Consider the following 22,086-nt stretch of genomic DNA (forward strand, 5'->3'; position numbering starts at 1 on the left):
GGCGATCCGTTCGATGCGGGGCGTGCCGATCACGACGTTGGCGGGCAGATGCAGCATGCGCTTGAGCGCGCCGGCTGATATGGTGGGCACAGGCGTTCCTCTGTTCTTCGGTTCTATTTCTTGGCGGAAACAAACCTAACAGGCGAACGCCCCTTCCATACCCGCATACACAAAAGCCCCGGCCACAACGCCGAGGCTCAACACCCCACCACACAAACTGGCGAAGGCTCAAAAATCCCAACAATCCATCTCGAATCGCTCAAAACCGCGCAGAATCGCCCGTGCTTTGGCTTTCATGACGTAGTTCGCCTATGCTAGGGAACGATAGATGGCATGGACGCCATCCTAACGAAGGGGATTAATGATGATTCGCAATCGCAAGGTCTTGCTATGCAGTATTGCCGGATGCACGCATGAAGCCGAGGAGGCAGGCCTGTGCACGGCGCACTTCACTTCCGCGCTGGTGCATGGCACATTGCAGTACGGTTTCGCCTCAGGACGCCCTGCGCAGCACTGAAATCACACGCCATTCCGACGTGGCCCATGCCATACGAAGTAATAGAACTCAGATATCGGCTACCGTGACGCTCTTCCGTGCCACGATAGCCGATGTCGCATCATCGCGCCAGTTTTTCTTCCATGCAGGAAATCACACATCCTTTCGCCACAATTTCTCATATGAAAGAAAGACAGCTTCGGCTCGTCGACCGGCCTGCATGCCTTGGCCGTATCATGCCGTTCGTAAATGAAGCAGACGCCTTCGCGACAGCTGGTTGACACACCCGATATTCGATAATCTGTTACTCACATAGTGGATTCCTGACGCATACCAGTCCGTATGGTAAACACAGCAGCGTAGACCCCACGGTGAGATGTACAAAGCCCCGGTATCCGGGCATCATCGATGCAGGAACCGGGGCTTATGGGTGCAGCGCAGCACAGTGCCGCGCGCGTTCAGTCGCGATGCTGCAGCGCGGCCTTCAGATCGCGATTCTGGAAGCGGTCATGCAGCAGGCAGTAGCCGCCGAACACCACGAGCCAGACCAGTCCGGCGATGGCGGACATGCGCGTATCGTCGGCCAGGAACAGCGTGCAGTAGACGAACACGAAGAACACAATCGCCACCGTATTGAGCACCTTCCACGCGGGCATCACGAAGCCGTCGGCGATGAAGTCGGCGGAGCGGCGATACTTGCGGTGGGCGATCATCGTGAGTACGTAGATGAACACGATGACGGCGCTGGAGGCGGAGGCGAACAGCACGAACGCGCCGGAGACGCCGGGGATCGCGTTGACGATCGGCGAAAGCAGGATCAGCGCGGCGGACACCAGAATCGCGCGCGCCGGCACCTGTCGGCGGGAGACCTGGCCGATCTTCTGGAATGCAGGCGACTCGGACTCGCTCGCCAGCTGGTAGAGGTGACGGCCGGCCGAGTACAGCAGCGAGTTCAGGGCCGAGGAGGCCGCGGTGATCACCACGAAGAACACCATCGCGGCAGCCCACTTGAGCCCCGCGAACTGGAACACCATGATGAACGGGGACGCGAAGGAGCCATCCTTGTTCGGCTTGAACGTGGTCCACGGCACAATCACCATGATGGCCAGCAGCGCGCCGACATAGAAGATGAGCACGCGCACGATGATCTCGTTGACGGCCTTCGGCAAGACCTTCCTCGGATTCTGCGTCTCGGAGACGGTGACGCCCACGAATTCAATCATCTCGTACGCGAAGAACACCATCTGGAAGCTCATCAGGAAGCTCAGCCAGCCGTTCGGCGCGATCTGGAAGTTGTTGGTGATGTTGTCGATGCCCGCGTGACCGGCCGGCGAGATGCCGTCCTGGCCGGTGATCTGCACGGCGTCGTAATGGTAGCCGATCACCACCATCACCACAGCGGTGGCGATCATCGCGCAGATCAGCGTGATCTTGATCATCGAGAACCAGAATTCCGCCTCGCCGAACGCCTTGACGGCGATGAGGTTGATGGTCACGAGCGCGGCGAGGAAGCACAGCTCGATCAGCCATTTCCAATGGCTCAGATCGAAGCCGAACGTGTCGAAGAACGTGATGAAGTACGTGGAGACGGCCGTGATTTCGCTCATGCCGATGAGCACGAGCACGATCCAGTACGACCAGCCGGCGAACTTGCCCCATCCGCGGCCGAGGTAGCGGGTGATGAAGTTGATGAACGTGTGCTGGCTCGGGTCGCGGTACATCAGCTCGCCGATGGCGCGCATGAGCAGGAACATGATGATGCCCACGCCGATGTACACGAACACGATGCTCGGACCGGTCAGCGCGATGGATTTGCCGGAGCCGAGGAACAGGCCAGTGCCGATGGTGCCGCCGATGGCGATGAACTGCACGTGCCTGTTGTTCAGGCCGCGCGCCATCTCGTTGTTCTTGTCGAGGCTTTCGACGGATTTCAGAGTACCGGAATCCCTTTTATTCCCAGCGACGTCAACGCTTCCCATACCGCTTCCGGCCGTCGTGTTCGATTCGGTCATACAACTCGTTCTTTCCCGCTGCGCGCCGCCCATGCCGATATCAATCGCATAGGCATGCGCACCAACTGTTCAATTCAAGTTCAGACTGTAGCATTGCTTGGCTCTGCGGGACTGCGGCGGTTCAACGAACAGGCGTAACAATGTTGTAAATTTCCGTCCAATAAGTTCAATTTTTGCCACATAAATTGAACCGCTACTCCACAGATTTGAGCGAGCTGACCGGGTCGACCCGGTCGAGCACCGGGTTGGTGAACAACTGCACGAGCAGCGCGAACGCGAACGTGGCCACAGCGGCGATAAGGTAGCTATACCAGTGCACCTCCACCTCGAAATACAGCGACGGCATGTTCAGCGCAGCGGTCAGCAAGCCGCCTATCCACCGGCCGAGCGGCAGCCCCACAAGCACGCCCATGCCAGTGAGTATCAGCATTTCGCGGTTCACATATGAGTGCACTTCCCTGTCGAAGAAGCCGAGCACCTTCAGCGTCGCCATCTCACGCACCCGTTCGGAGACGTTCGTATTGGCCAGCGTGAACAGCACCACCAAGGCCAGGCCGCCCGCCAACCCGACGATCAGCGCCACCACCGCGCCCATCAGATCGAACTTGAACGATTCCGCCAGATGCGCGGAGCTCACCGCCTTGAGCACCGCCGGATCCTCGCCCAGCCGGTCCGAATACGCGATCTGATCGGCATCGGAGCCCTTGAGCTTGGCCAGCATGGCGTTCCACGTCAAGGTCGAGGAGGAACCGCCGGGATCCGACGACGCTGCCGCGTCATCCGTATCCTTAGCACCATCCGCAACAGCACCATCCGCAACAGACGCCGTCTCGCCGCCCGCCCGGGAGGAGGCGTCACCCGCGAACTTCTGGTCATACAGCCGTTCGCTGATGTACACATCCGAGCCGATGAGGTTGCGCGTCACCGCGGCGACCTTCACCGTGGCACGCGCGCTGCCGCCGTTGCCGAGCGTCACGGTGTCGCCGGCATGCACGCCCAGCGAATTGGCCGCCGACTGCGCCACAATCACCCCGCTATCATCCAGCGTCACCGAGCCGCCGCTGCCACCGGAGCCACCAAACCAATCCGACACATCGGCAAACCTCGGCAATCCCAGCCAACCGCCATCGTCCGCCGATCGAAGCGTCACCATGTCGTTCAGCGCGGCGAGCGAATCCTCCGGAACCGTCATCAGCTGCACGGTCTCGCTCTCCTCAGCGGAGTTGGACATCGTACCGTTGTCCACACGCAGATTCAGCGTTTCGGAGGTCTTCCCGTCCGCCGCAATCCGCTTGCGCATCGCGGCGGCATCGTCGTCGTTGGACACGACCATCAGATCATACTGATAAATCTTCTCGTACTGTTTGACGCCGATGGTGGCCACGGTGTCGTTGATCGCGAATCCGCAGACGATCAGCGCCGTGCAGCCGGCCACTCCGCCCACGGTCATCAGCAGTCGCTCCTTGAACCGGAAGATGTTGCGCGCGGTCACCTTGCCGAGGAAGCTCAGCCGACCCCATACCGGCGTTATTCGCTCCAGCAGGATGCGCGCGCCCGCCTTGGGGGCCTTGGGCCGCATCAGCACGGCCGGTGCATGCCGTATCTCGCCTCGGCAGACGAGCGCGGTCGCCACACCCACGCCCACCACGAACAGCAGGATGCCCGCAGAGCCATACAGCCAGTCATATTCGAGCCGCACGCCGGGCAGCACGTACAGCCCCTCGATCACCACGAGCAGGAACGCCGGAATGCCGAGGAATCCGGCCAGCAACCCGACCCCGCCACCGATCAGACAGGCGAGCAATGCGAACAGCAGGTATCGCATGGACACCGTGAGACCGCCGTAGCCAAGCCCGAGATATGTGCCGATGAGGCCGCGGTCCTCCTCGACCATGCGGGTCATGGTAATCAGGCTCATCAGTACGGCGACCGCCAGGAACACGACGGGGAACGCGCGTCCGATGGATTCGATGGAGCTGATGTCCGATTTGAATGCGCTGAACCCGCCGATTGAGGCGCGCGTCTGCACATACCAGCGCGCGTTGGCCACGTCGTCGATGCGGCGCTGCTGCTGGGCGAATGTGCTTTCCGCCTCGCTGCGCTTGGCGTCCAATTGCTGTTGCGCTTCGTCGAGTCGTTGCTTGCCGTCCTTGAGCTGCCGCTCGCCCTGTTCGAGCTGACGTTCGCCTTCTTCGAGCTGCTGTCGGCCGGCCGCCAGCTGCGCGGCCTGTGCTTCGAGCTGCGCCGACTGCGTTTCCAGCTGGGTGGCGTTGGCCTCGAGTTCGGCGGATTGCGTATTGAGCTGGGCTTCGCCGGCGGCGGTCTCCTGTTCTTTGGCGCTCAACTGCCGGTTCTGCTCGTCCAAGGTGGATTGCGCAGGGATGATGGTCTCGTTCAGCGTGCGCTGCAGTTCGGCTTGCTGTCCGGCCAGCGAATCGCGCTGGGTCTGTAGTTCGGCCTGTTTGGCGGCGAGCTGCTGCCTGAGCGACCCGATGGAGGGGACGTCCGGCACGGTGATGCCAAGGCGCGCGAGCAGTGCCTTGATGGCCTGCCAGGTGGGCGAGTCAAGGTCGATATTGGGGTCGAGCTGGGCCAGCAATCCATCGGCCTGTTCGATCAGCGCAAGCATCTGATCGATTTGCGCCATGCCTTGGCCGATTTGTGTGATGCCTTGTTCGACTTTGGTGCGATTGGCGGTCAGCTCGGCTTGCACAGCGTCAAGTTGCCGCCTAGCGCTGGCCAGTTGCGCTTTGCCGGATTCGAGTCGGGCGCGAGCGTCCGCGATCTGCGTGCGTCCCTCGGCGATGCGCTGGCGTGCGTCGGCGATCTGCGTGCGTCCCTCAGCGATCTGCCGCTCGCCGTCGGTGAGAGCCGTCTTGTTCTGCTCCAGTTGGGTACGACTGTCTGTCAGCGTTTTCTCGTTGGCCTGCAGTTCGGCTCGATTGCCGTCGATGTCCTTTTGCGCGTCATCAAGCTGCTTCATGGCCTTGGTTTTGGCATCATCAAGCGTGCTCTGCGCGTTGGCCACGATACGTTGGCGCCGGGTTCTCTGCTGCTCGTTCTGCACTTGGCTCTCGATACGGTCGGCGACGGCCTTGACGGCGGCGTCGTAGTCATCAGAAAACGTGTCGTATGCGGACGCGCCGGCGACGGCGATGGAGATCGCCGTGTACACGTTGCCGGTCACTCCCGCGCTGGGCGCGAAGAACACGTAATCCTCGGATGACGTGGACCGGAAGGAGGTCATGCTGGAGTAGCCCGACGGATTGCTGAGGTCGCGCGGGTCGAGCACCACGCCGACGATGGTGAGTTCCGTGGGGAATTGCGGGGCTTGCTCGGTATCGGCACTGGAGGCGTTCGTCTCAGAACTGGCGGCATCAGACGCGGCACCCACTTTCCCGGCGCTTTCAGCGGTAGCGGCGTCATCGCCGGCATTGCCGTCACCGTCTGTGTCGGACGGCATGGCCCCAGCAATCGGCGACGCAGTCTGCTGAGCGGTCACGGTGATATGACTGCCGATCTTGAGACCGCTGTCGTCCAGAAACTGCTGCGTCACCGCCACTTCACCGGCTTTGTCTGGCATTTCACCACGCTGTAGATACGGCTGGTCCAGCCCCTCGGTGCCGATCTCCTGCATGGTGACGGTTTTCTTCGCACCTTTGACTGATGCAGTGACCGTCTGCGAGCGCTCCGGCTGCACGACTTCCACGCCTTCGACCTCGCGCAATGCGGCCACATCGTCGTCGGTCAGACCGTATGTGGAAAGCACCTGCAGATCATGCAGGCCTTGCTGATGGTAGAACCGGCCTGCGGCGAGGAAGGCGTCACGGCATCCGGCGTAGATGCCGGTCAGCACCGCCACCCCGAGCATCGTGATGACGGCGATCGACACGAATCGCTTCCAGCTGCGCAGCCAGCAGCGCCACATATCCTTGGCGAACGCGCCGGAGAGGCCTGCGCCTCGCATGGCGCTGCCGTCATCGCTGGAACGACGCTCTTCTTCATGTTTCACAGATTGTTTCACAACATGTTTCACGGGAGGTTCCACAGAAGGTTTCACAGAAGGTTCCACGCCCTGTTCGGGGTCTTCGGTCACCCTTCCAGAGGTTGCAGGCAATCCCCCGCGCGGAACGTCGCCGCCACCGTTACGCCCGTGTCTCGCAGCCATTGTCATCGGCCTCACCATTCGATGTCGGCGATGGGCGTGGGAGCGACGTTGAACTCCTGCCCCACCACCTTGCCGGAGCGGAAGTGGATCACCTTGTGAGCCATCGGCGCGAGCGCGGAATTGTGCGTGATGATGAGCACGGTCATGCCTTCGGCGCGGCAGATGTCCTGCAGCAACTGCAGCACTTCCTTGCCGGTTTCATAATCGAGCGCACCTGTCGGCTCATCGCAGAGCAATAGCTTCGGTTTCTTGGCAATCGCACGGGCTATCGAGACGCGCTGCTGTTCGCCGCCGCTCACCTGCGCGGGGAAATTGTCAAGCCTGTCGCCAAGCCCGACCTTGCGCAATGTGTCGGCCGGGTCGAAATGGTCGGGGCAGATCTGCGAGGCCAGCTCCACGTTTTCCAGCGCGGTGAGGTTCGGCACCAGATTGTAGAACTGGAATACGAAGCCGATGTCGGTGCGACGGTAGCCGATGAGCTCGCGCTTGCCGAGGCCGGTGATGTCGCGGCCGCCGACCACCACGCGGCCCGAAGTGGCCGTATCCATGCCGCCCAGGATGTTGAGCGCCGTGGTCTTGCCGGCACCAGACTGGCCGAGGATCACCGTGAGCTCGCCTCGGTCGGCGGTGAAGCTCGCCTCGTCGAGCGCACGGATCGGCTCGCCCGCACCGGTCGCATACTCCTTGATCACATGATCGAATTCGATATACGCCATCGCACTCCCCTGCCCATGAATGACAATCCCGAACGACAACCCACGAATGATTGCTATACTCCAGTAAAACAACACTGTGTCGGTTCCACAACCGACAGTCGGCTTGCATAATGTCGGACTACGCAGAACCAGGCAAGACCGGACAGCCCCCAGGCAGAAGGACGATTGCATGACCAAGGACATGACGGAGAGCCGCCGCACACGATATACACGGCAGGCCATGCAGGATGCGCTGATCGAACTGATGCGCGAGCGGCCGGTCAACGCCATCACCGTCAAGGCACTGTGCGAGCGGGCGGATGTGAATCGCTCGACGTTCTACGCGCATTACGCGAGCATCGACGAGCTGCTGCATGACATCGAGGACGGGACCATGGCATGGGTCACGGCGGCGCTCGACCAGCTGTTGCGCCAGCTGGACGTCTCCGGCATCGAGCGCATCATCGAGCAGATTTGCCGGTATATCGCCGACAACCGCAATCATCTGCAGGTGCTGATGAGTCCCAAGGCCGACGTCGGATTCCAGCAGCAGCTGCTGGAGTTGATCTACAGCCGGCGAGGCGTCGCCGAGCAAATGCAATCCGGGGCACCCGACCCTACCGAGGCGCAGATGCGCATGCGATTCGCCGTATCCGGCAGCATCGGACTCATCCAGTACTGGCTTTCCACCGACCTCACGGCCACGCCGGAAGCCGTGGCCCGCACCATCCTCACCATGGCCCTGCCAAGGCATGACGGCGACTCACCCACCATACCCTCATTCCAGCGACACAACGCGCGGGCGGAGCCAGAGCGCGATCCCATGCCGAGCCATGCTCAGCTCACACCCCAACCACACAAACCCATCAGCCAACTGATTAAAATCGATATAAACAGTGAAACCTATCAGGTGACTGATAGGTTTCACTTCAGGGAGGCGATGTCTGATGTGACGTTCCGCAACGAGCAGCAGTCATGTTGGACATGGCATGGTCGGAATGCGCGTTCAGGTTGACCGCCGCCCCTATCGAGCAGGTCGCGCGCGCCGAGATGAAGGCGCGGCAGCGGTGACTGCGGTTACTTGGGATGGCGGCTCGGGATGGCGGATGAGCGGCTGCTCGGGCGGTTACATGGGGCGGCTGCTCGGGCGGTTGCATGAGGCGACTGCTCGGGGGCGGCATGAGATGGCCGCATGCGATGGCTGCACGCGATGGCTGCACGCGGCGACCGCCCGGGATGGCTGCACGCGGCGACTGCTCGGGATGGTTGCATGAGGCGGCACCTGCAGCGAGTCATGATGCCGGCGATCGAATCGGACGATTCAGGGACGATCATGGAGCGGCTTCGGCGCAACCGCCCGACGCAACTGTCCCGGAACGCGAGAATCACCCCAAATTCGGCTACAGGGACATGATTCCGTGCCCCTGTAGCCACAATCAGCGGCTTGTCGCGTATAAGGACAGACAATCTCCCGACATCTCGGCACCTCACGAATCCCCACACGCAAAGAATGGCTTAATATCAAGGATTTCCGAAGATGCCCGCAATGCGGGCAACAAGTGACGACAGGAAAAACTGTCCCGGAAGAACAAAAAACGCCGATACACGGTACAGGGACACGAAAACCTGCCCCTGTACACCACGACGGCACAGTTTCCCGCTACAGAGACAAAGACAACCGTCCCCGTACACCACGAAGGCAGGTTTTTCAGCTACAGGGACAAAAACACGGCCGCCACACTGTCCCGATACAACACAAAAGCACGATTCCCCGCTACAGAGACAAACCAGCCATCCCCATACAGCACAACAGCGCCGCTACCGAACCGTCAACATCGGCAAAATAGGGGCCGCTGAAGTCGACTTCTGCGCAACGGACGCCGATGGCGAACACCATTATCAGGTGTCCCTCACCGTGGTGGATGAGCACACGCAAGTTGCACAGCACCGTTGCACAGCACAGCATCACGCCCAAATCACCGTGACACGGTCGAATATCGCGCCGCCAACCGAACGCATCACACAAAATGCGACGCGGGCGGCATACAATGGCCTGCATTGCGCGCCGCAGCCGCCGCGGAAGCATCAGGGCTGCAATGCGCAGTACCATCCATAATCAGAGAAGAAGAAACACCATCATGAGCACTGCAGACGCACCCAGCGGCAAGCCGCGCGAAACCGACGACGTGCCGGTTCCCGCAACGCTGCGCAAATCATTGAAGAACCGCCACATCCAGCTGATCGCGCTCGGCGGCGCCATCGGCACCGGCCTGTTCTACGGCTCCAGCGAATCCATCGCGCTGGCCGGCCCGTCCATCCTGCTCGCCTACCTGATCGGCGGACTCGCTATCTTCATGATCGTGCGTGCGCTGAGCGAGATGTCGGTCGAGGACCCGAAGGCCGGCGCCTTCAGCTACTACGCCACCCGCTACTGGTCCAAGCGCGCCGGCTTCATCTCCGGCTGGAACTACTGGTTCAACTACATCCTCGTCTCCATGGTGGAGCTCGCCGTGGTGGGCTCGTTCGTGAACTACTGGTTCCCCGCGATTCCGACCTGGGTCTCCGCAGCCGTGTTCCTCGTGCTGATCACCGCCGCGAACCTGCTGGGCGTCTCCAAGTTCGGCGAGTTCGAATTCTGGTTCGCCATCATCAAGATCGTGGCCGTGATCGCGATGATCATCGGCGGCCTCGCGGTCATCGTCTTCGCCCTGCCGACCGCGTCCGGCATCAAGGCGAGCTTCGCCAACTGGTTCACCGTGGGCGGCGGCTTCTTCCCGCACGGCCTGATGGGCCAGGCCAAGGACGGCTCCTGGACCGGCCTCTTGATGGCGCTGGTCGTCGTGATGTTCAGCTTCGGCGGCACCGAGCTCATCGGCATCACCGCCGGCGAGACCGAGGACCCGCGCACCACGATCCCGCGCGCCACCAACGACATCATCTGGCGTATCCTCGTCTTCTACATCGGCGCGCTCGGCGTGATCATGGCCGTGGTGCCGTGGAACACCATCGGCGGCGACGACACGCCCAGCCCGTTCGTGCAGATCTTCGACTCCGTAGGCATCCACGCAGCCGCCGGCATCCTCAACTTCGTGTGCCTGACCGCCGTGATGAGCGTCTACAACTCCGGCCTGTACGCCAACTCCCGCATGCTGTACTCGCTGGCCAAGCAGGGCAACGCGCCCGCTTATCTGGGCCGCTTGAATGCGCATGGCGTGCCGGTGGCCGGCGTGCTCACCTCTGCGGTAATCACCGCGATCGCCGTGGTGGTGGTGTTCGTATGGCCCGAGTTCGCGTTCAACTACCTGATGTCGATCGCCACGATCGCCGGCATCATCAACTGGACGATGATCATGTTCACCGAAATGAAGTTCCGCAAGGTGGTGGCCGCCGGCAACGCCCCCGAGGATTCCGCACTGGCCGGCCTCTCCGGCCAGAAAGCGCTCGACGCGATCCACTTCAAGCTGCCGTTCGCCCGCGTCACGCCCTGGGTGGTACTCGCCTTCCTGGCGCTCGTGGTGGTGCTGATGTGCTTCTCCGCCAGCTACCGCGTGGCCGTCATCGCCGGCGTGATCTGGCTCGCCATCCTCTTCGTGGCCTACCAGCTCACTCAGGCGCGTAAGTAGGGTGCGCAAGTAGGGGCCCGTTTGCAGGAAATCCTCACTGAACGCCCTTCAGTGAGGATTTCCTGCAAACGGGGTTAACGGCGGCGATACTGCTACCGAATTGGGGGACTCCGACACGGATAAAAGGCATTACTGAGGCAACCCGAAAATCTCAAACACAACTCCAAAATGTTGTACATACTTTGACATACTTTGATAAACTCAAACTAAATATTGTACTTTTTAAGGAGTTTAATCATGCTTGAGATCGAATTGACTCAATTAGTGAAAAAAGTACAAGATTTGCAGGCAGAATCACAAACTATCGAGCTTAAGGCTGCGAACCATGGCTGCCCGACTAAACTGTATGACACTCTTTCGGCCTTCTCCAATCAGGACAATGGCGGCATTATCATATTCGGTATTGACGAGGCCCACAGTTACGCCGTTGTGGATGTCTATGACGTGCAGGATTTAATGAAGCATGTTACGGAGCAGTGCAACCAAATGCATCCAAAAGTCCGAGCAGTGTTTACCACTTGCACCATTGACGGCAATCATGTAGTTAGCGCCGAAATTCCCGCACAAGACGTCACCGACCGCCCCTGTTTCTATGAGGGTAGGGGCCGATACAAAGGATCATATGTGAGGGTCGGAGACGCTGACGAACCGATGACAGAGTACGAAATCTACAGCTACGAAGCGTTTCGCCGCAAATACGAGGACGAAATACGCATCGTGGAACGCGCCGAGGCCGATGACCTCGACCGAGACTCCCTACTGCGGTATGAACTTGCGCTCAAAAGCGAGCGCCCTCATTTTGCACAACTTAGTGAATCTCGCATTCTAGAACTCACCAGCGTCTTGCGAAACGGAAAACCGACACTAGCTGGGATTATGCTATTCGCCACATACCCACAGGCCTTCTTCCCTCAGCTATCTATCATCGCAACGCGAATCCCCGGCACACAAATCGGCGAGATAGGACCAAACGAGGAACGGTTCATCGACAATGCTCGCATTGAGGGGTCACTTGATGAACAGCTGCGCGGAGCCATCGCCTTTGTACGCAAGAACATTCGTACAACGACGATCATCTCTCCTGAAAACGGCGAGAGAATAGATACCGCCGAATATCCGATTGAGGCCGTCCGCGAATTGATATTAAATGCACTCATACACCGTGACTACAGCATTCACACACAGGGTATGCCAATACAACTGCAAATTTTTGACGACCGCATGACCATCATCAATCCCGGTGGCCTATATGGAAGACTCACCATCGATCAGCTTGGCACTATTCAACCAGATACACGCAATCCGGTTATCGCAAATGCCCTGGAGGTGCTGCGAGTAACGGAGAATCGTTATTCCGGCATCCCCACCGTACGCAGACTGGCTTCAGAAACAGGAATGGCCGCTCCATTATTTGAAAACACTCGTGGGGAGTTCAGAGCCACATTGTATTCTCCTCTTACTCGGACTACGCCGCCATCCGCTGTAAACCACGAGACGTTCAATCGACTGAACTACCAGACAGACAGTCATAGGCCTAGCACCCGGCGCAAAAACCGACCCGAAGAGCGTAATGCCGCAATTCTGCAATTTTGCGCGACACCGCGAACCCGCCGAGAAATTGCAGACTTCATCGGTCTGGATAGTACTGCGTACACGATGCGCACTTACGTGCAACCGTTGGTCGTATCTGGTCAACTTGTTCTAGGCTTGCCGGGCAAACCGCAAAGCAGTAAACAGACATATCGCACCGCACAGTAGTAACACGATTTCTATAATCGTGACACGATAAAGCTCTCACTGGGGAGCGCTCAGTGAGAGTTCTTTACAAACGGGGTTAACGGCGGCGATACTGCTACCGAATTGGGCGGCCCTTCCAACCACAGCCGCAATCCCCTAGCTCAGGCGTTCCACCGTTCGATGACGTGATCGCCCTTGTAGACGCTCAGCACCGAGTAATGCGCGGTGTCGAGGCGCAGCAGGCGCGCGAAATGCGGGTCGACGCCCAGCCATTGCGAGGTGAGGATGCGCAGGATATGCGCATGCGCCACCAACAGCACGTTGTGCCCGCCTTCAAGCAGCGGCAGCACCTCGTCGATGGCCCCCTTGGCCCGCGCGGCGGCCTCCTCCAAGGTCTCGCCGGGGCCGTTGTGCACAGCAACCTGTTCGCCGGACGGCAGGGTCTCCACCCAGTCACCCTGCATATCGGCACCCAACGAGCGCGGCCCGTCGCGCCAGATATCCCACTGGAAGCCGCAGGCCTCGCTCACCTGTTGACGGGTACGGCCCTCGGCCGGACCATAATCCCATTCGGCGATGCCATCCAGCACGCCGCAATTCTCGAATCCAGCGAGCGCTGCGGTCTGACGCGCGCGCTTCAACGGGCTGGAGAACACACAGCCGTCCGCGAACCCTCCCGGGAACGCGTCGCGCAACCGCTGCCCGGCCTCGCGCGCCTGCTGGCGGCCAACCTCAGTCAGCGGGATGTCGGTGCGGCCGGTATGCTGACCGGATTCGCTCCATACGGTCTGTCCGTGACGCAGCAATACCAAAAATCCAGTGCCCCCACGAGACGATTCAACAGCAACGGTGCCATTCTGATTCTGTTCGCTCATGCCTCCACTGTAGTCTCTGCGGGCCCCGGACTCCACTTTCGCCACACGACTGCTGTGATTTCGATTGAGGTATTGCAGTACCGCGCACACCGGTCATCCGCACAACGGTCATCCGCACAGCTCGCGAGGTGAGGCGAGGCGAATCCATTCGAGCCAAGACATTAGACTGTAGGCTATGAGCAATGACATGGACTCCGCCCTGCATACCGAGGCCGACCAGGTGGTGGATGGTCTACATCGCGTCGATGACGCCGTCAACAACCTGCGCGACCGCCGACTGAACGACCCGGATTCGCTGCTGGACAAGCTATTCAAGTCCGCGGTCCCGGCGCTGGCGGGACTGGCGGCCGGCAAGGTATTGCAGACCGTGTGGGACAAGGGCGTGGCCCGTCGCAATCTCCGCAAAGGACTTGCCGCCGATGCGCCGCAGGGCTTGATGATGAGCCTCGCGTTCGCTGCGATATCCGCCGCATGCGGTGCGGTGGTCTCGCAGCTGTCCGACCGCGGCTCGCAGGCGCTGGTCGATCGGCGTCATCGCCGATTGCACCGGTGACGCCAAACACGACCGCCGAACACTGGCAAGCCGTCGATTCACAATTAGGCACAAATCACCTGCAGCAGACTGCGGTTCCCACGTCTTTCAAAAGGCGCTGCAGGTAGAACAAGCCTATTTATGGGTGCATAGCAACCCATTCGGCCAAACTCCCTTAGGCCTGCAGGTATTTTGCAGCCATGAAGCAACCCTGATTGCAGGTAAAACCGGTACAAATACCGCCACTGCAGGTGAATTGTGCATAGTTACAGGCCATATAAGGTCATAACGAGACACAAAATACCTGCAGTCGGTTCCCCGAAAGCACAAAATACCTGCAGCCGCCCGTGAGACGTGCGACAATGCAGGTATGGTTACCAACGCAACTATCGAAACCCTGCTCAACCGCCGCTCCATCCGCAAGTTCAAGGATGAAGCATCGACGCCGATACCGTCGCCACGCTGGAGACCGTCGCCCAACACGCCGCATCCAGCCAGTTCTTCAACGACTGGTCCGCCATCCGCATCAGCGACCCGACCATCAAGGCCACCATCGCCGAATACGGCAATCAGCCGTATATCGCCACCGCTCCCCTGCTGTACGTGTTCATCATCGATGAGCACCGCAACGCCCTGATCGCCAAGTCCAAGGGCGTCGACCCCGAGTCCGAGGCGTTCCATCTGAAGAACAGCTACCGTTTCACCCAGTCCCAGAACGATGCCGCATTCGCCCTGCACGCCATGGAGACGGCCGCGTTTTCGCTCGGACTGGGCTGCGTGATCCTCGGGTCGCCGCTCAACGACATCCCCGGCCTCATCGAGACCCTGCATCTGCCCGAATACACCTACCCGGTACTGGGCCTGGCCATCGGCAAGCCCGATCAGGAGCCCGCATTGAAGCCGCGCATGCCGCGCACGATGCAGTTCTTCGAGAACACCTACCCGGCCGATGGGGATGCCGTGCTCGCCGGACTGCCCGAGTTCGATGCCGCAGTGCATCAGTATTACGACCTGCGTCAGGCCGATCGTCCGGTGGATGCGTTCAGCGACCAGATCGCCACAGTCAGCCAGCAGGACGTGAGCGGCAAGACACTGCTCGACAAGGCCGCCGCTCAAGGATTCGACTTGGACAAGTAGACAACCGCTTTTGTCAAACACCCGGTGGGACCACGTGGAATACCACGTGAAACACTCCGTGAAACATCACGTGGTTCCGCTGCGCAACACCTCGGATGAGCCTGCTGCGCCCCTCGATTCCACACCGTGAGACCACATATTGGACATGCAGGGGCCGAATCGTGAGCGTTCCCTGTGTTGCCGAACCTTCCCCGGCAACACGGGGAATAGACTGCTTGTTGGTTTCAGTGCCAGTGCGGATTATCAGACCGACAAGCAGACCGCACACGCAACAACGCCAATTAGAACCGAGGGTCTCATGCGGACAATATGGCGTATTTACCGGCGTGACCTGCTGCGCATCCTGCGTAACCCGGTTGCCGTGGTAGTCACGCTGGGTGTGGCCATCATCCCCTCGCTCTACGCCTGGTTCAACATCCTCGCCAACTGGGACCCATATTCGGCCACCGGCAACCTGCAGGTGGCCGTCGCCAATGAGGACCGAGGCACCTCCAACGAGCTGGTCGGCAAGCTCAACGCCGGCGACCAGGTGGTCAGCGAGCTGAAAGACAATCATCAGCTGGGCTGGCGGTTCGTGGACAGCGAGGATGACGCCATCTCAGGCGTGGAAACCGGCCGATATTATGCGGCCATCGTACTGCCGAAGGACTTCAGCGAGAGCCTGGTCGACTCAGTCACCGGCGGTTCCACCGGTGCTTCCACCGGCGAATCCACCAGCGGCTCCACCGGCGGCACCAATTCCAAGCATCCCCAGATCCGCTACTACGTCAACGAGAAAAAGAACGCGATCGCGCCGAAGATCACCGACACCGGCGCCACCACCATCGACGAACAGATCAACGCCGCATTCATCGCCACCGTCGGCGATACCGTGATGTCATCCATCTCCGCAGCAAAAGGTGAACTGGACAAGGCCGGAGACGCCGCCCAACAGGATTCCATCGCAGATCTCAACACGGTGCTCACCACGCTCGACAACGTGGACCGGTCGCTGACCGACCTGTCCGCCGCACTTAAGGCAGCGGACAGCACCATCGCGGACGCCACCGCGACTACCGACTCCCTGAAACAGTCCATTGAGAGCGCGCGCAAGGCCTCGCAGCAATCCGGCACACTGCTGGCCGAAGCGCAACAGGGGTCCCAGGCCTTCTCCACCACGCTGGTGGGAGCGCTCGATACCAGTTCAGCCCAGCTGTCCGGCATCGCCGTGGACGTGAACACCGCGGCCGGCACCATCATCGGCTCGTTCAATACCGCACAGAACTCTGTCGACTCCATCACCAACGCACTCAACGCACCGCTCGACCGCACACAGGCCGCTTTGGACAACGTCAAGGACGCGCTTCGTCAAACAGGGCTCGACGAGAACAACAGCGACCCGAACGTCCAGCAGATATGGACACAAATCAACGCACTGAGCAACGTCATCAGCACCCAGCAGAGTCAAGTCAACGACTTCCACGCCGATGCCTCCAAGTTCATCAGCTCCGGCAAGAACGCCGCAACCGACCTCTCCAAGGCGATGGGCACCGCGGCCACAGGCGGCCTGGCGGCGCTCAGCCAGGCCCGCCAATCGCTGACCGGCACGGTCATGCCCAACCTCGACGCATCCCTGAACGGGTTCGCCGCGCTCAACGGCACTCTGGATGGCACGCTGGTCTCGCTCAATGGCACACTCGATCAGGCGGACGGATTGTTCAAGCAACTGTCCGGCACCATCAGTCAGACACGTTCCACGGTATCCGGCACACAGCAGTCGCTCACGCAGCTGGCCGGCGATGTACGCACCGTGCGCACCGATCTGGGCGCACTCGACAGTTCCGCCGTCTATAAAAGCCTCACCGATACGCTGCACCTTAATGATCAGGAATTCGGCACATTCTTAAGCCAGCCGGTCAGTCTGGCCACCAAAGTCGTCTATCCGACCGACAACTACGGCTCCGCAGTCACCCCGTTCTATACGAATCTGGCGCTGTGGGTGGGCGGCTTCGTGCTCATCGCCATCTACAAGCTGGAGGTCGACCGCGAGCATCTGCGCCACGTCACCGCCACGCAGGCGTACCTCGGCCGGTGGCTGCTGCTGGTCACCGTCGGCTTCCTGCAAGCGCTCATCGCATGTGTCGGCGACCTCGTCCTCGGCATCCAATGCGAGCATCCGGCGCTGTTCCTGCTCGCCGGCATATTTTGCTCGTTCGTCTATATCAACATCATCTATGCGCTGGCAGTGGCGTTCCGCCATATCGGCAAGGCCGTGGCGGTCATCCTCGTCATCGTGCAGATTCCGGGCGCATCCGGCCTCTACCCCATCGAGCTCATGCCCGACTTCTTCCGCGAACTGCATCCGTGGCTGCCATTCACCTATGGCATCAATGCCATGCGCGGCCCGATAGCCGGCACCTATGCGAACCACTACTGGCTGGACATGATGCATCTGTCCTGGTATCTGCCGGTCGCCCTGTTCGTGGGGCTGGTGGTCCGCCGCTATGCGATGAATCTGAACGCCCTGTTCGATCGGCGTCTGGGAGACACCGATCTGATGATCACCGAGCACAACAGCATGGTCAACGAACAGGTAAGCCTCACGTCGGTATTCGGCGCGACATCCGGCAGCAAGGACCTTCGCGCGTTCATCACCCGCCGCGCCCATCGTTTCTTCGCCCGGTATCCGCACCTGATCACCACAGGTCTGGTGCTGCTTACGGTACTGCCGTTCGTATTCCTGATTCTGCTGTTCGTCACACGCGCGAAAATCGCGATGCTGACCGCCTGGATTCTCTCAATCATCCTCATTGACGCATATCTCATCGTTGTGGAGTACATACGGGAAAGCTTTGCGCGTCAGATCGGCATCAGCGCAATGACAGCCGATGAATTCCGCGACACCATGCTCAACGGCTATGTGTGGCGCAGGGCTCGTCACAAGCACGCGAATTCGTGGGCAGGCGCATGGGACAATGCGAACGTTACGAGCGATATGAGCAATACCGGCAGCGCACACAGCGCAGGCAACACAGGCAGCACGCAGAGCGGAGGCGCGCGATGAAGCTGATCTGGCGACTGTTCACGCGCGACCTGCGTCAGGCCACCCGCAATGTCATCGCGGTGGTCGTGACCATGGGCCTGGTGATCGTACCGGCACTGTACGCCTGGTACAACATCGCGGCCAGCTGGGATCCGTATGGCAATACCAAAGCCTTGAAAGTGGCGGTGGCGAACACGGACTCAGGCTATAAGTCGGATCTGATTCCAGTACCCATTAACGTCGGCGAAACCGTCATCAGCGCATTGCGCGCCAACCATGACCTCGACTGGCAGTTCGTGGACCGCGACAAGGCCGTGGACGGCGTGTATTCCGGCGAATACTATGCGGCGCTGGTCATACCGAAAAGCTTCAGCGCGGATATGATGACGCTGTTCTCACCCAAGATCAAGCATGCGCAGCTCGAATACTATCTGAACGAGAAAATCAATCCCATCGCCCCGCATATCACGGACGAGGGCGCCAGCACCGTGGCCAATACCATCGATCGCACGTTCGTAAAGACACTGTCCAGCGTGGCGCTGAATCTGGCCTCGAACGTGGCCGACTATGCGCAAAGCCCGGAAATAGCGCAATACGCCGCCAATGCCACCACTCATGTGAAGGACACGTCGTCCAAACTCAACTCCATGGCGTCGCAGATCGACTCCTATTCGAATCTGCTGGGCGCGGCGAACAGCATCATCGACTCGACGGACAAGCTGCTCGGTTCCACCGACTCGGCCGCGTCGGACGCCCGTAAGGCCATGAAACAGGCGAAGTCCAGTTCCGCCAGCCTCAGCGCAGCCGTGTCGGGCGCGATGGAGGGCATCAGCAGCGCACTGGGACAGGCCGATAGCGCCTATGCTGCGATGAGTACGCAGATCGACGACGCCTTCACGAATATCGATACGCAGGCTTCACAGGTGGCGCACACCCTGACCGACATGCAGGGCACAGTGCAGGTGCAGGCGGACAGCTTCGGCCAGTATGCCGACGCCTTGCAATCGTTGGCGGACTCCAGCAGTTCCACGGCGGTCAAGCAGGCGCTGACCAACGCCTCGCAGCAGGCACGGCAGACGCAGCAGCAATTGCAGTCCGCCGCCGCCGACCTTGGCACAGCGGCGAACGATATATCGAACGGTACGGCATCCGTTGCGCAGACCCGGCAGAAGCTCAAGGATTCCATTGCCGCAGCCCGAAAGTCCATCCGCGACGCATCCGACACGTATACGAATACGTTGCAGCCGCAGCTCGACAAACTCACCGACGCCATGGACGATGTCGCCAGCCAGACCGACACGGTCATCGCCGGACTCAGCCGTACTATCGGCAGCGTATCCAAGCTGTCGAACGGCCTGTCATCCAGCATCAGTGAGATTCGTACCTCGCTCGGCGACGCTTCCGCCGCGCTCCGGCGCTCTGCGAAGAAACTCGACACCTTGGTCAGCCGGCTCTCCGGCCTGGGCAATGCCAGCAGCGCCGGCAGCGCAGGATTGTCCGAAGTACTGTCATCCGACCCCGATGCCCTTGCCACCATGCTGTCCGCACCGGTGTCGGTCAACCGCATCCCGCTGTATCCGACCGCCAATTACGGCTCGGCCATGACCCCGTTCTATACGATCCTCTCCATTTGGGTGGGTGCCATCATTCTGGTGGCCATGCTCAAGGTGTCCGTCTCCGACCATGAAAAGGCGAAAATCCTCGGTTTGGGCAATGATCTGCCGCTCGGCACCGAGGTGGGTATCAAGGAGGCTCTTATCGCCGGCCGCGAGGCAGGCCCCGGTGCCGCTTTGGATGTGTTGTCCAAGCCACGTATGGAGTCCCCGGGCAATGCCCGTGCGTTTGGGCTGCATCTGCATCATGAGTATTTCGGGCGATACATGATCTTCGGCTTCCTCGCACTGCTGCAGGGCACGCTGGTGTGCCTTGGCGATCTGTTGTATTTGGGTGTGCAATGCGAGCATCCGGTTCAATTTATGATGGTCGGCTGGCTGGCCGCTCTGGTGTTCTCGAATATGGTGTATACGCTTACGGTTTCGTTCGGGGATATCGGCAAGGCCATTGCTGTGGTGCTATTGGTGGTGCAGGTTGCCGGCACCGGCGGCACATTCCCCATTGAGACGCTGCCTCCGTTCTTCCAAGTGGTATCCAAATGGCTGCTGTTCCCGTATGCGGTGGACGCGATGCACTCCGCTATGGCTGGAGCGTACGGCATGGAGTATTGGATCGCGATGGGCAAGCTCGCGCTGTTCCTGGTGCCTTCGCTGTTGCTCGGCTTGCTGCTTCGCAAGCCGGTGATTCGATTCAATGATTGGATTATCCGCAATCTGGAAAGCACCAAGGTAATGTGACATACGCGTTATGGCTTGCATGCCACACTGACGCATAATGGTTTGTCTGGCAATTGTCTAGGTGTTGTTGGCCCCCTCTGACGAGGGGGCTGTCAGCCGGAGGCTGACTGGGGGAGAGACCGGGGCGATTGTGTCGCGTGTGTCTCTCCCTCACCCGGCTGTCGCCGGGAGCTCCCTCGTCAGAGGGAGCCGGCATCGTACGGTCATGGCACCTTCTGATGGGACATTGCCATGAGCAAACAGCTCCGTCGTCTGCCTTACGGTGCGGTTCAGACAAGGAGAGCCAGAATATAAACAACGAACTACCGACGCGAAACACTAGCGTCTGCGTGGTTTGTAGCCTTTTTTGCGGCTATGCGGTTTGAGCTCCTGATTGAGCGGGATATACCGATAACTCGATTGAGGATCGCGATGGGTCAGATGCCAGCAGCCGCAAAACTCGCAGCGGTACACCCACAATTCCGCTCCCCGCTCGATGAAGCTCTGTTCCGCGGCATGCTGCGCCTGTACCTTGTCGTGGTACATGATCTTATTCGACGTGGCGCAGCGTTTGGGCGTGAAGTAATGCATAGCACTTTCAGTGTAAAGACGGCATTGACATCGTATGTCGTGTACGGTCATGGCCCCTTCTGATGGACCGTTGCCGTGAGACGGACGGCGGAGGTGCTGGCCCCCTCTGACGAGGGGGCTGTCAGCGTAGCTGACTGGGGGAGAGACTGGGGCGATTGTGTTGCGTGTGTCTCTCCCTCACCCGGCTGTCGCCGGGAGCTCCCCCGTCAGGGGGAGCCGGCATCGACCGGTCATCGGCCCCCTCCGGCGGGATGCCGCCGCGGGGCGGGGGAAAAACGGGAAAGCCCCGGTACCGTGTTGGTATCGGGGCTTCTGTTGAAGTGTTAATGCGGCGGCGTGCTACTCTCCCACACCCTGTCGGGTGCAGTACCATCGCCGTGCCAGGCCTTAGCTTCCGGGTTCGGAATGGGACCGGGCGTCTCACCTGGGCCATGGCCGCCGCAAGAATCATCATTCGGTCGGGAATCGTGTTCCCGCCGGCTTGTGGCGGCTTGGGAACCGGAGGATGGACGCGAGGATGTTCTGTTGTTTCGTGCGATGCGCTTCGGGAAGTCGGGTGTCGTCTCCCTGTCGTCCGCATCATGTGGTTGCAGTACGGTGTTCCAACCCTTGGGGTTGGTGTGTTGTGTGGCGTTCCCCCGTTAGTACCGGTCGGCTCCACCCCTCGCGGGGCTTCCACGTCCGGCCTATCGACCACGTGTTCTGCATGGGGGGTCACCAGCCCACGATGGGGCTGTAGGAATGCTTATCTTGGAGCAGGCTTCCCGCTTAGATGCTTTCAGCGGTTATCCCTTCCGAACGTGGCCAACCGGCCGTGCCGCTGGCGCGACAACCGGCATACCAGAGGTTCGTCCACCCAGGTCCTCTC

The 22,086-nt window shown here is 60.3% G+C and carries 11 protein-coding genes, 2 rRNA genes and 2 pseudogenes; 8 read left to right on the top strand and 7 right to left on the bottom strand.

All coding sequences use genetic code 11. The features are described from left to right. Positions 1 to 361 precede the first annotated feature (361 nt). The gene (locus BREU_RS11980) at positions 362 to 517 is read left to right on the top strand and encodes a hypothetical protein (RefSeq protein WP_156100226.1); all 156 of its coding nucleotides are present in this window, start codon (positions 362 to 364) and stop codon (positions 515 to 517) included. Positions 518 to 954: 437 nt separating this feature from the next. Here BREU_RS11980 and BREU_RS09250 read toward each other — a convergent pair whose 3' ends face one another. From BREU_RS09250 to BREU_RS09260, 3 genes are all read right to left on the bottom strand, one after another. Next, on the bottom strand, positions 955 to 2,475 hold the full coding sequence (locus tag BREU_RS09250; protein ID WP_044090577.1) for an amino acid permease: 1,521 nt from the start codon (positions 2,473 to 2,475) through the stop codon (positions 955 to 957). A gap of 226 nt (positions 2,476 to 2,701) precedes the next feature. Further along, positions 2,702 to 6,475, bottom strand: coding sequence for an FtsX-like permease family protein (locus BREU_RS09255; protein WP_044090576.1), 3,774 nt, complete (start codon positions 6,473 to 6,475; stop codon positions 2,702 to 2,704). A 212-nt stretch (positions 6,476 to 6,687) separates the two neighbouring features. Then, positions 6,688 to 7,392 (bottom strand): ABC transporter ATP-binding protein, encoded by a 705-nt coding sequence (locus BREU_RS09260; protein WP_044090575.1) that lies wholly within the window; start codon positions 7,390 to 7,392, stop codon positions 6,688 to 6,690. 169 nt (positions 7,393 to 7,561) lie between these two features. Here BREU_RS09260 and BREU_RS09265 point away from each other — a divergent pair. The 3 genes and pseudogenes from BREU_RS09265 to BREU_RS09275 form a co-directional block, all read left to right on the top strand. After that, positions 7,562 to 8,119: pseudogene (locus BREU_RS09265) on the top strand (TetR/AcrR family transcriptional regulator); the annotation flags it as partial. 1,390 nt (positions 8,120 to 9,509) lie between these two features. After that, positions 9,510 to 10,994 carry an amino acid permease gene (locus BREU_RS09270; RefSeq protein WP_044090573.1) on the top strand — a complete coding sequence of 495 codons (1,485 nt, stop codon included), beginning with the start codon at positions 9,510 to 9,512 and terminating at the stop codon, positions 10,992 to 10,994. Positions 10,995 to 11,231: 237 nt separating this feature from the next. Continuing rightward, complete coding sequence (locus tag BREU_RS09275) at positions 11,232 to 12,752, top strand: ATP-binding protein (RefSeq protein ID WP_044090569.1); 1,521 nt, start codon at positions 11,232 to 11,234, stop codon at positions 12,750 to 12,752. Positions 12,753 to 12,892: 140 nt separating this feature from the next. On the opposite strand, the gene BREU_RS09280 is transcribed toward BREU_RS09275, so the two are convergent. Next, complete coding sequence (locus tag BREU_RS09280) at positions 12,893 to 13,606, bottom strand: histidine phosphatase family protein (RefSeq protein WP_044090568.1); 714 nt, start codon at positions 13,604 to 13,606, stop codon at positions 12,893 to 12,895. Positions 13,607 to 13,781: 175 nt separating this feature from the next. Here BREU_RS09280 and BREU_RS09285 point away from each other — a divergent pair, with 175 nt between their 5' ends. The 4 genes and pseudogenes from BREU_RS09285 (at position 13,782) to BREU_RS09300 (ending at position 20,648) form a co-directional block, all read left to right on the top strand. Next, complete coding sequence (locus BREU_RS09285) at positions 13,782 to 14,159, top strand: DUF4235 domain-containing protein (protein WP_044090566.1); 378 nt, start codon at positions 13,782 to 13,784, stop codon at positions 14,157 to 14,159. A 349-nt stretch (positions 14,160 to 14,508) separates the two neighbouring features. Further along, positions 14,509 to 15,275 (top strand): annotated as a pseudogene (locus tag BREU_RS09290) (nitroreductase family protein). A gap of 298 nt (positions 15,276 to 15,573) precedes the next feature. Continuing rightward, on the top strand, positions 15,574 to 18,318 hold the full coding sequence (locus BREU_RS09295; protein WP_044090565.1) for a YhgE/Pip domain-containing protein: 2,745 nt from the start codon (positions 15,574 to 15,576) through the stop codon (positions 18,316 to 18,318). Further along, on the top strand, positions 18,315 to 20,648 hold the full coding sequence (locus tag BREU_RS09300) for a YhgE/Pip domain-containing protein (protein WP_044090564.1): 2,334 nt from the start codon (positions 18,315 to 18,317) through the stop codon (positions 20,646 to 20,648). The genes BREU_RS09295 and BREU_RS09300 overlap by 4 nt, the downstream gene beginning before the upstream one ends. A gap of 318 nt (positions 20,649 to 20,966) precedes the next feature. Here the strand turns inward: BREU_RS09300 and BREU_RS09305 are convergent, their stop codons facing one another. The 3 genes from BREU_RS09305 to BREU_RS09315 all read right to left on the bottom strand — a co-directional run. After that, positions 20,967 to 21,218 carry a hypothetical protein gene (locus BREU_RS09305; protein ID WP_044090563.1) on the bottom strand — a complete coding sequence of 84 codons (252 nt, stop codon included), beginning with the start codon at positions 21,216 to 21,218 and terminating at the stop codon, positions 20,967 to 20,969. A gap of 326 nt (positions 21,219 to 21,544) precedes the next feature. Next, a 5S ribosomal RNA gene (rrf, locus tag BREU_RS09310) occupies positions 21,545 to 21,661 on the bottom strand. A 178-nt stretch (positions 21,662 to 21,839) separates the two neighbouring features. After that, positions 21,840 to 22,086 (bottom strand): 23S ribosomal RNA (locus BREU_RS09315); the annotation flags it as partial.

This window comes from Bifidobacterium reuteri DSM 23975 (assembly GCF_000741695.1).
Classification (GTDB): Bacteria; Actinomycetota; Actinomycetes; order Actinomycetales; family Bifidobacteriaceae; genus Bifidobacterium; species Bifidobacterium reuteri.

Coding starts and splice junctions, on each gene's coding strand:
- BREU_RS11980 (WP_156100226.1), top strand. CDS start 362: ATGATGATTCGCAATCGCAAGGTCTTGCTATGCAGTATTGCCGGATGC.
- BREU_RS09250 (WP_044090577.1), bottom strand. CDS start 2,475: ATGGGAAGCGTTGACGTCGCTGGGAATAAAAGGGATTCCGGTACTCTG.
- BREU_RS09255 (WP_044090576.1), bottom strand. CDS start 6,475: ATGCGAGGCGCAGGCCTCTCCGGCGCGTTCGCCAAGGATATGTGGCGC.
- BREU_RS09260 (WP_044090575.1), bottom strand. CDS start 7,392: ATGGCGTATATCGAATTCGATCATGTGATCAAGGAGTATGCGACCGGT.
- BREU_RS09270 (WP_044090573.1), top strand. CDS start 9,510: ATGAGCACTGCAGACGCACCCAGCGGCAAGCCGCGCGAAACCGACGAC.
- BREU_RS09275 (WP_044090569.1), top strand. CDS start 11,232: ATGCTTGAGATCGAATTGACTCAATTAGTGAAAAAAGTACAAGATTTG.
- BREU_RS09280 (WP_044090568.1), bottom strand. CDS start 13,606: ATGAGCGAACAGAATCAGAATGGCACCGTTGCTGTTGAATCGTCTCGT.
- BREU_RS09285 (WP_044090566.1), top strand. CDS start 13,782: ATGAGCAATGACATGGACTCCGCCCTGCATACCGAGGCCGACCAGGTG.
- BREU_RS09295 (WP_044090565.1), top strand. CDS start 15,574: ATGCGGACAATATGGCGTATTTACCGGCGTGACCTGCTGCGCATCCTG.
- BREU_RS09300 (WP_044090564.1), top strand. CDS start 18,315: ATGAAGCTGATCTGGCGACTGTTCACGCGCGACCTGCGTCAGGCCACC.
- BREU_RS09305 (WP_044090563.1), bottom strand. CDS start 21,218: ATGCATTACTTCACGCCCAAACGCTGCGCCACGTCGAATAAGATCATG.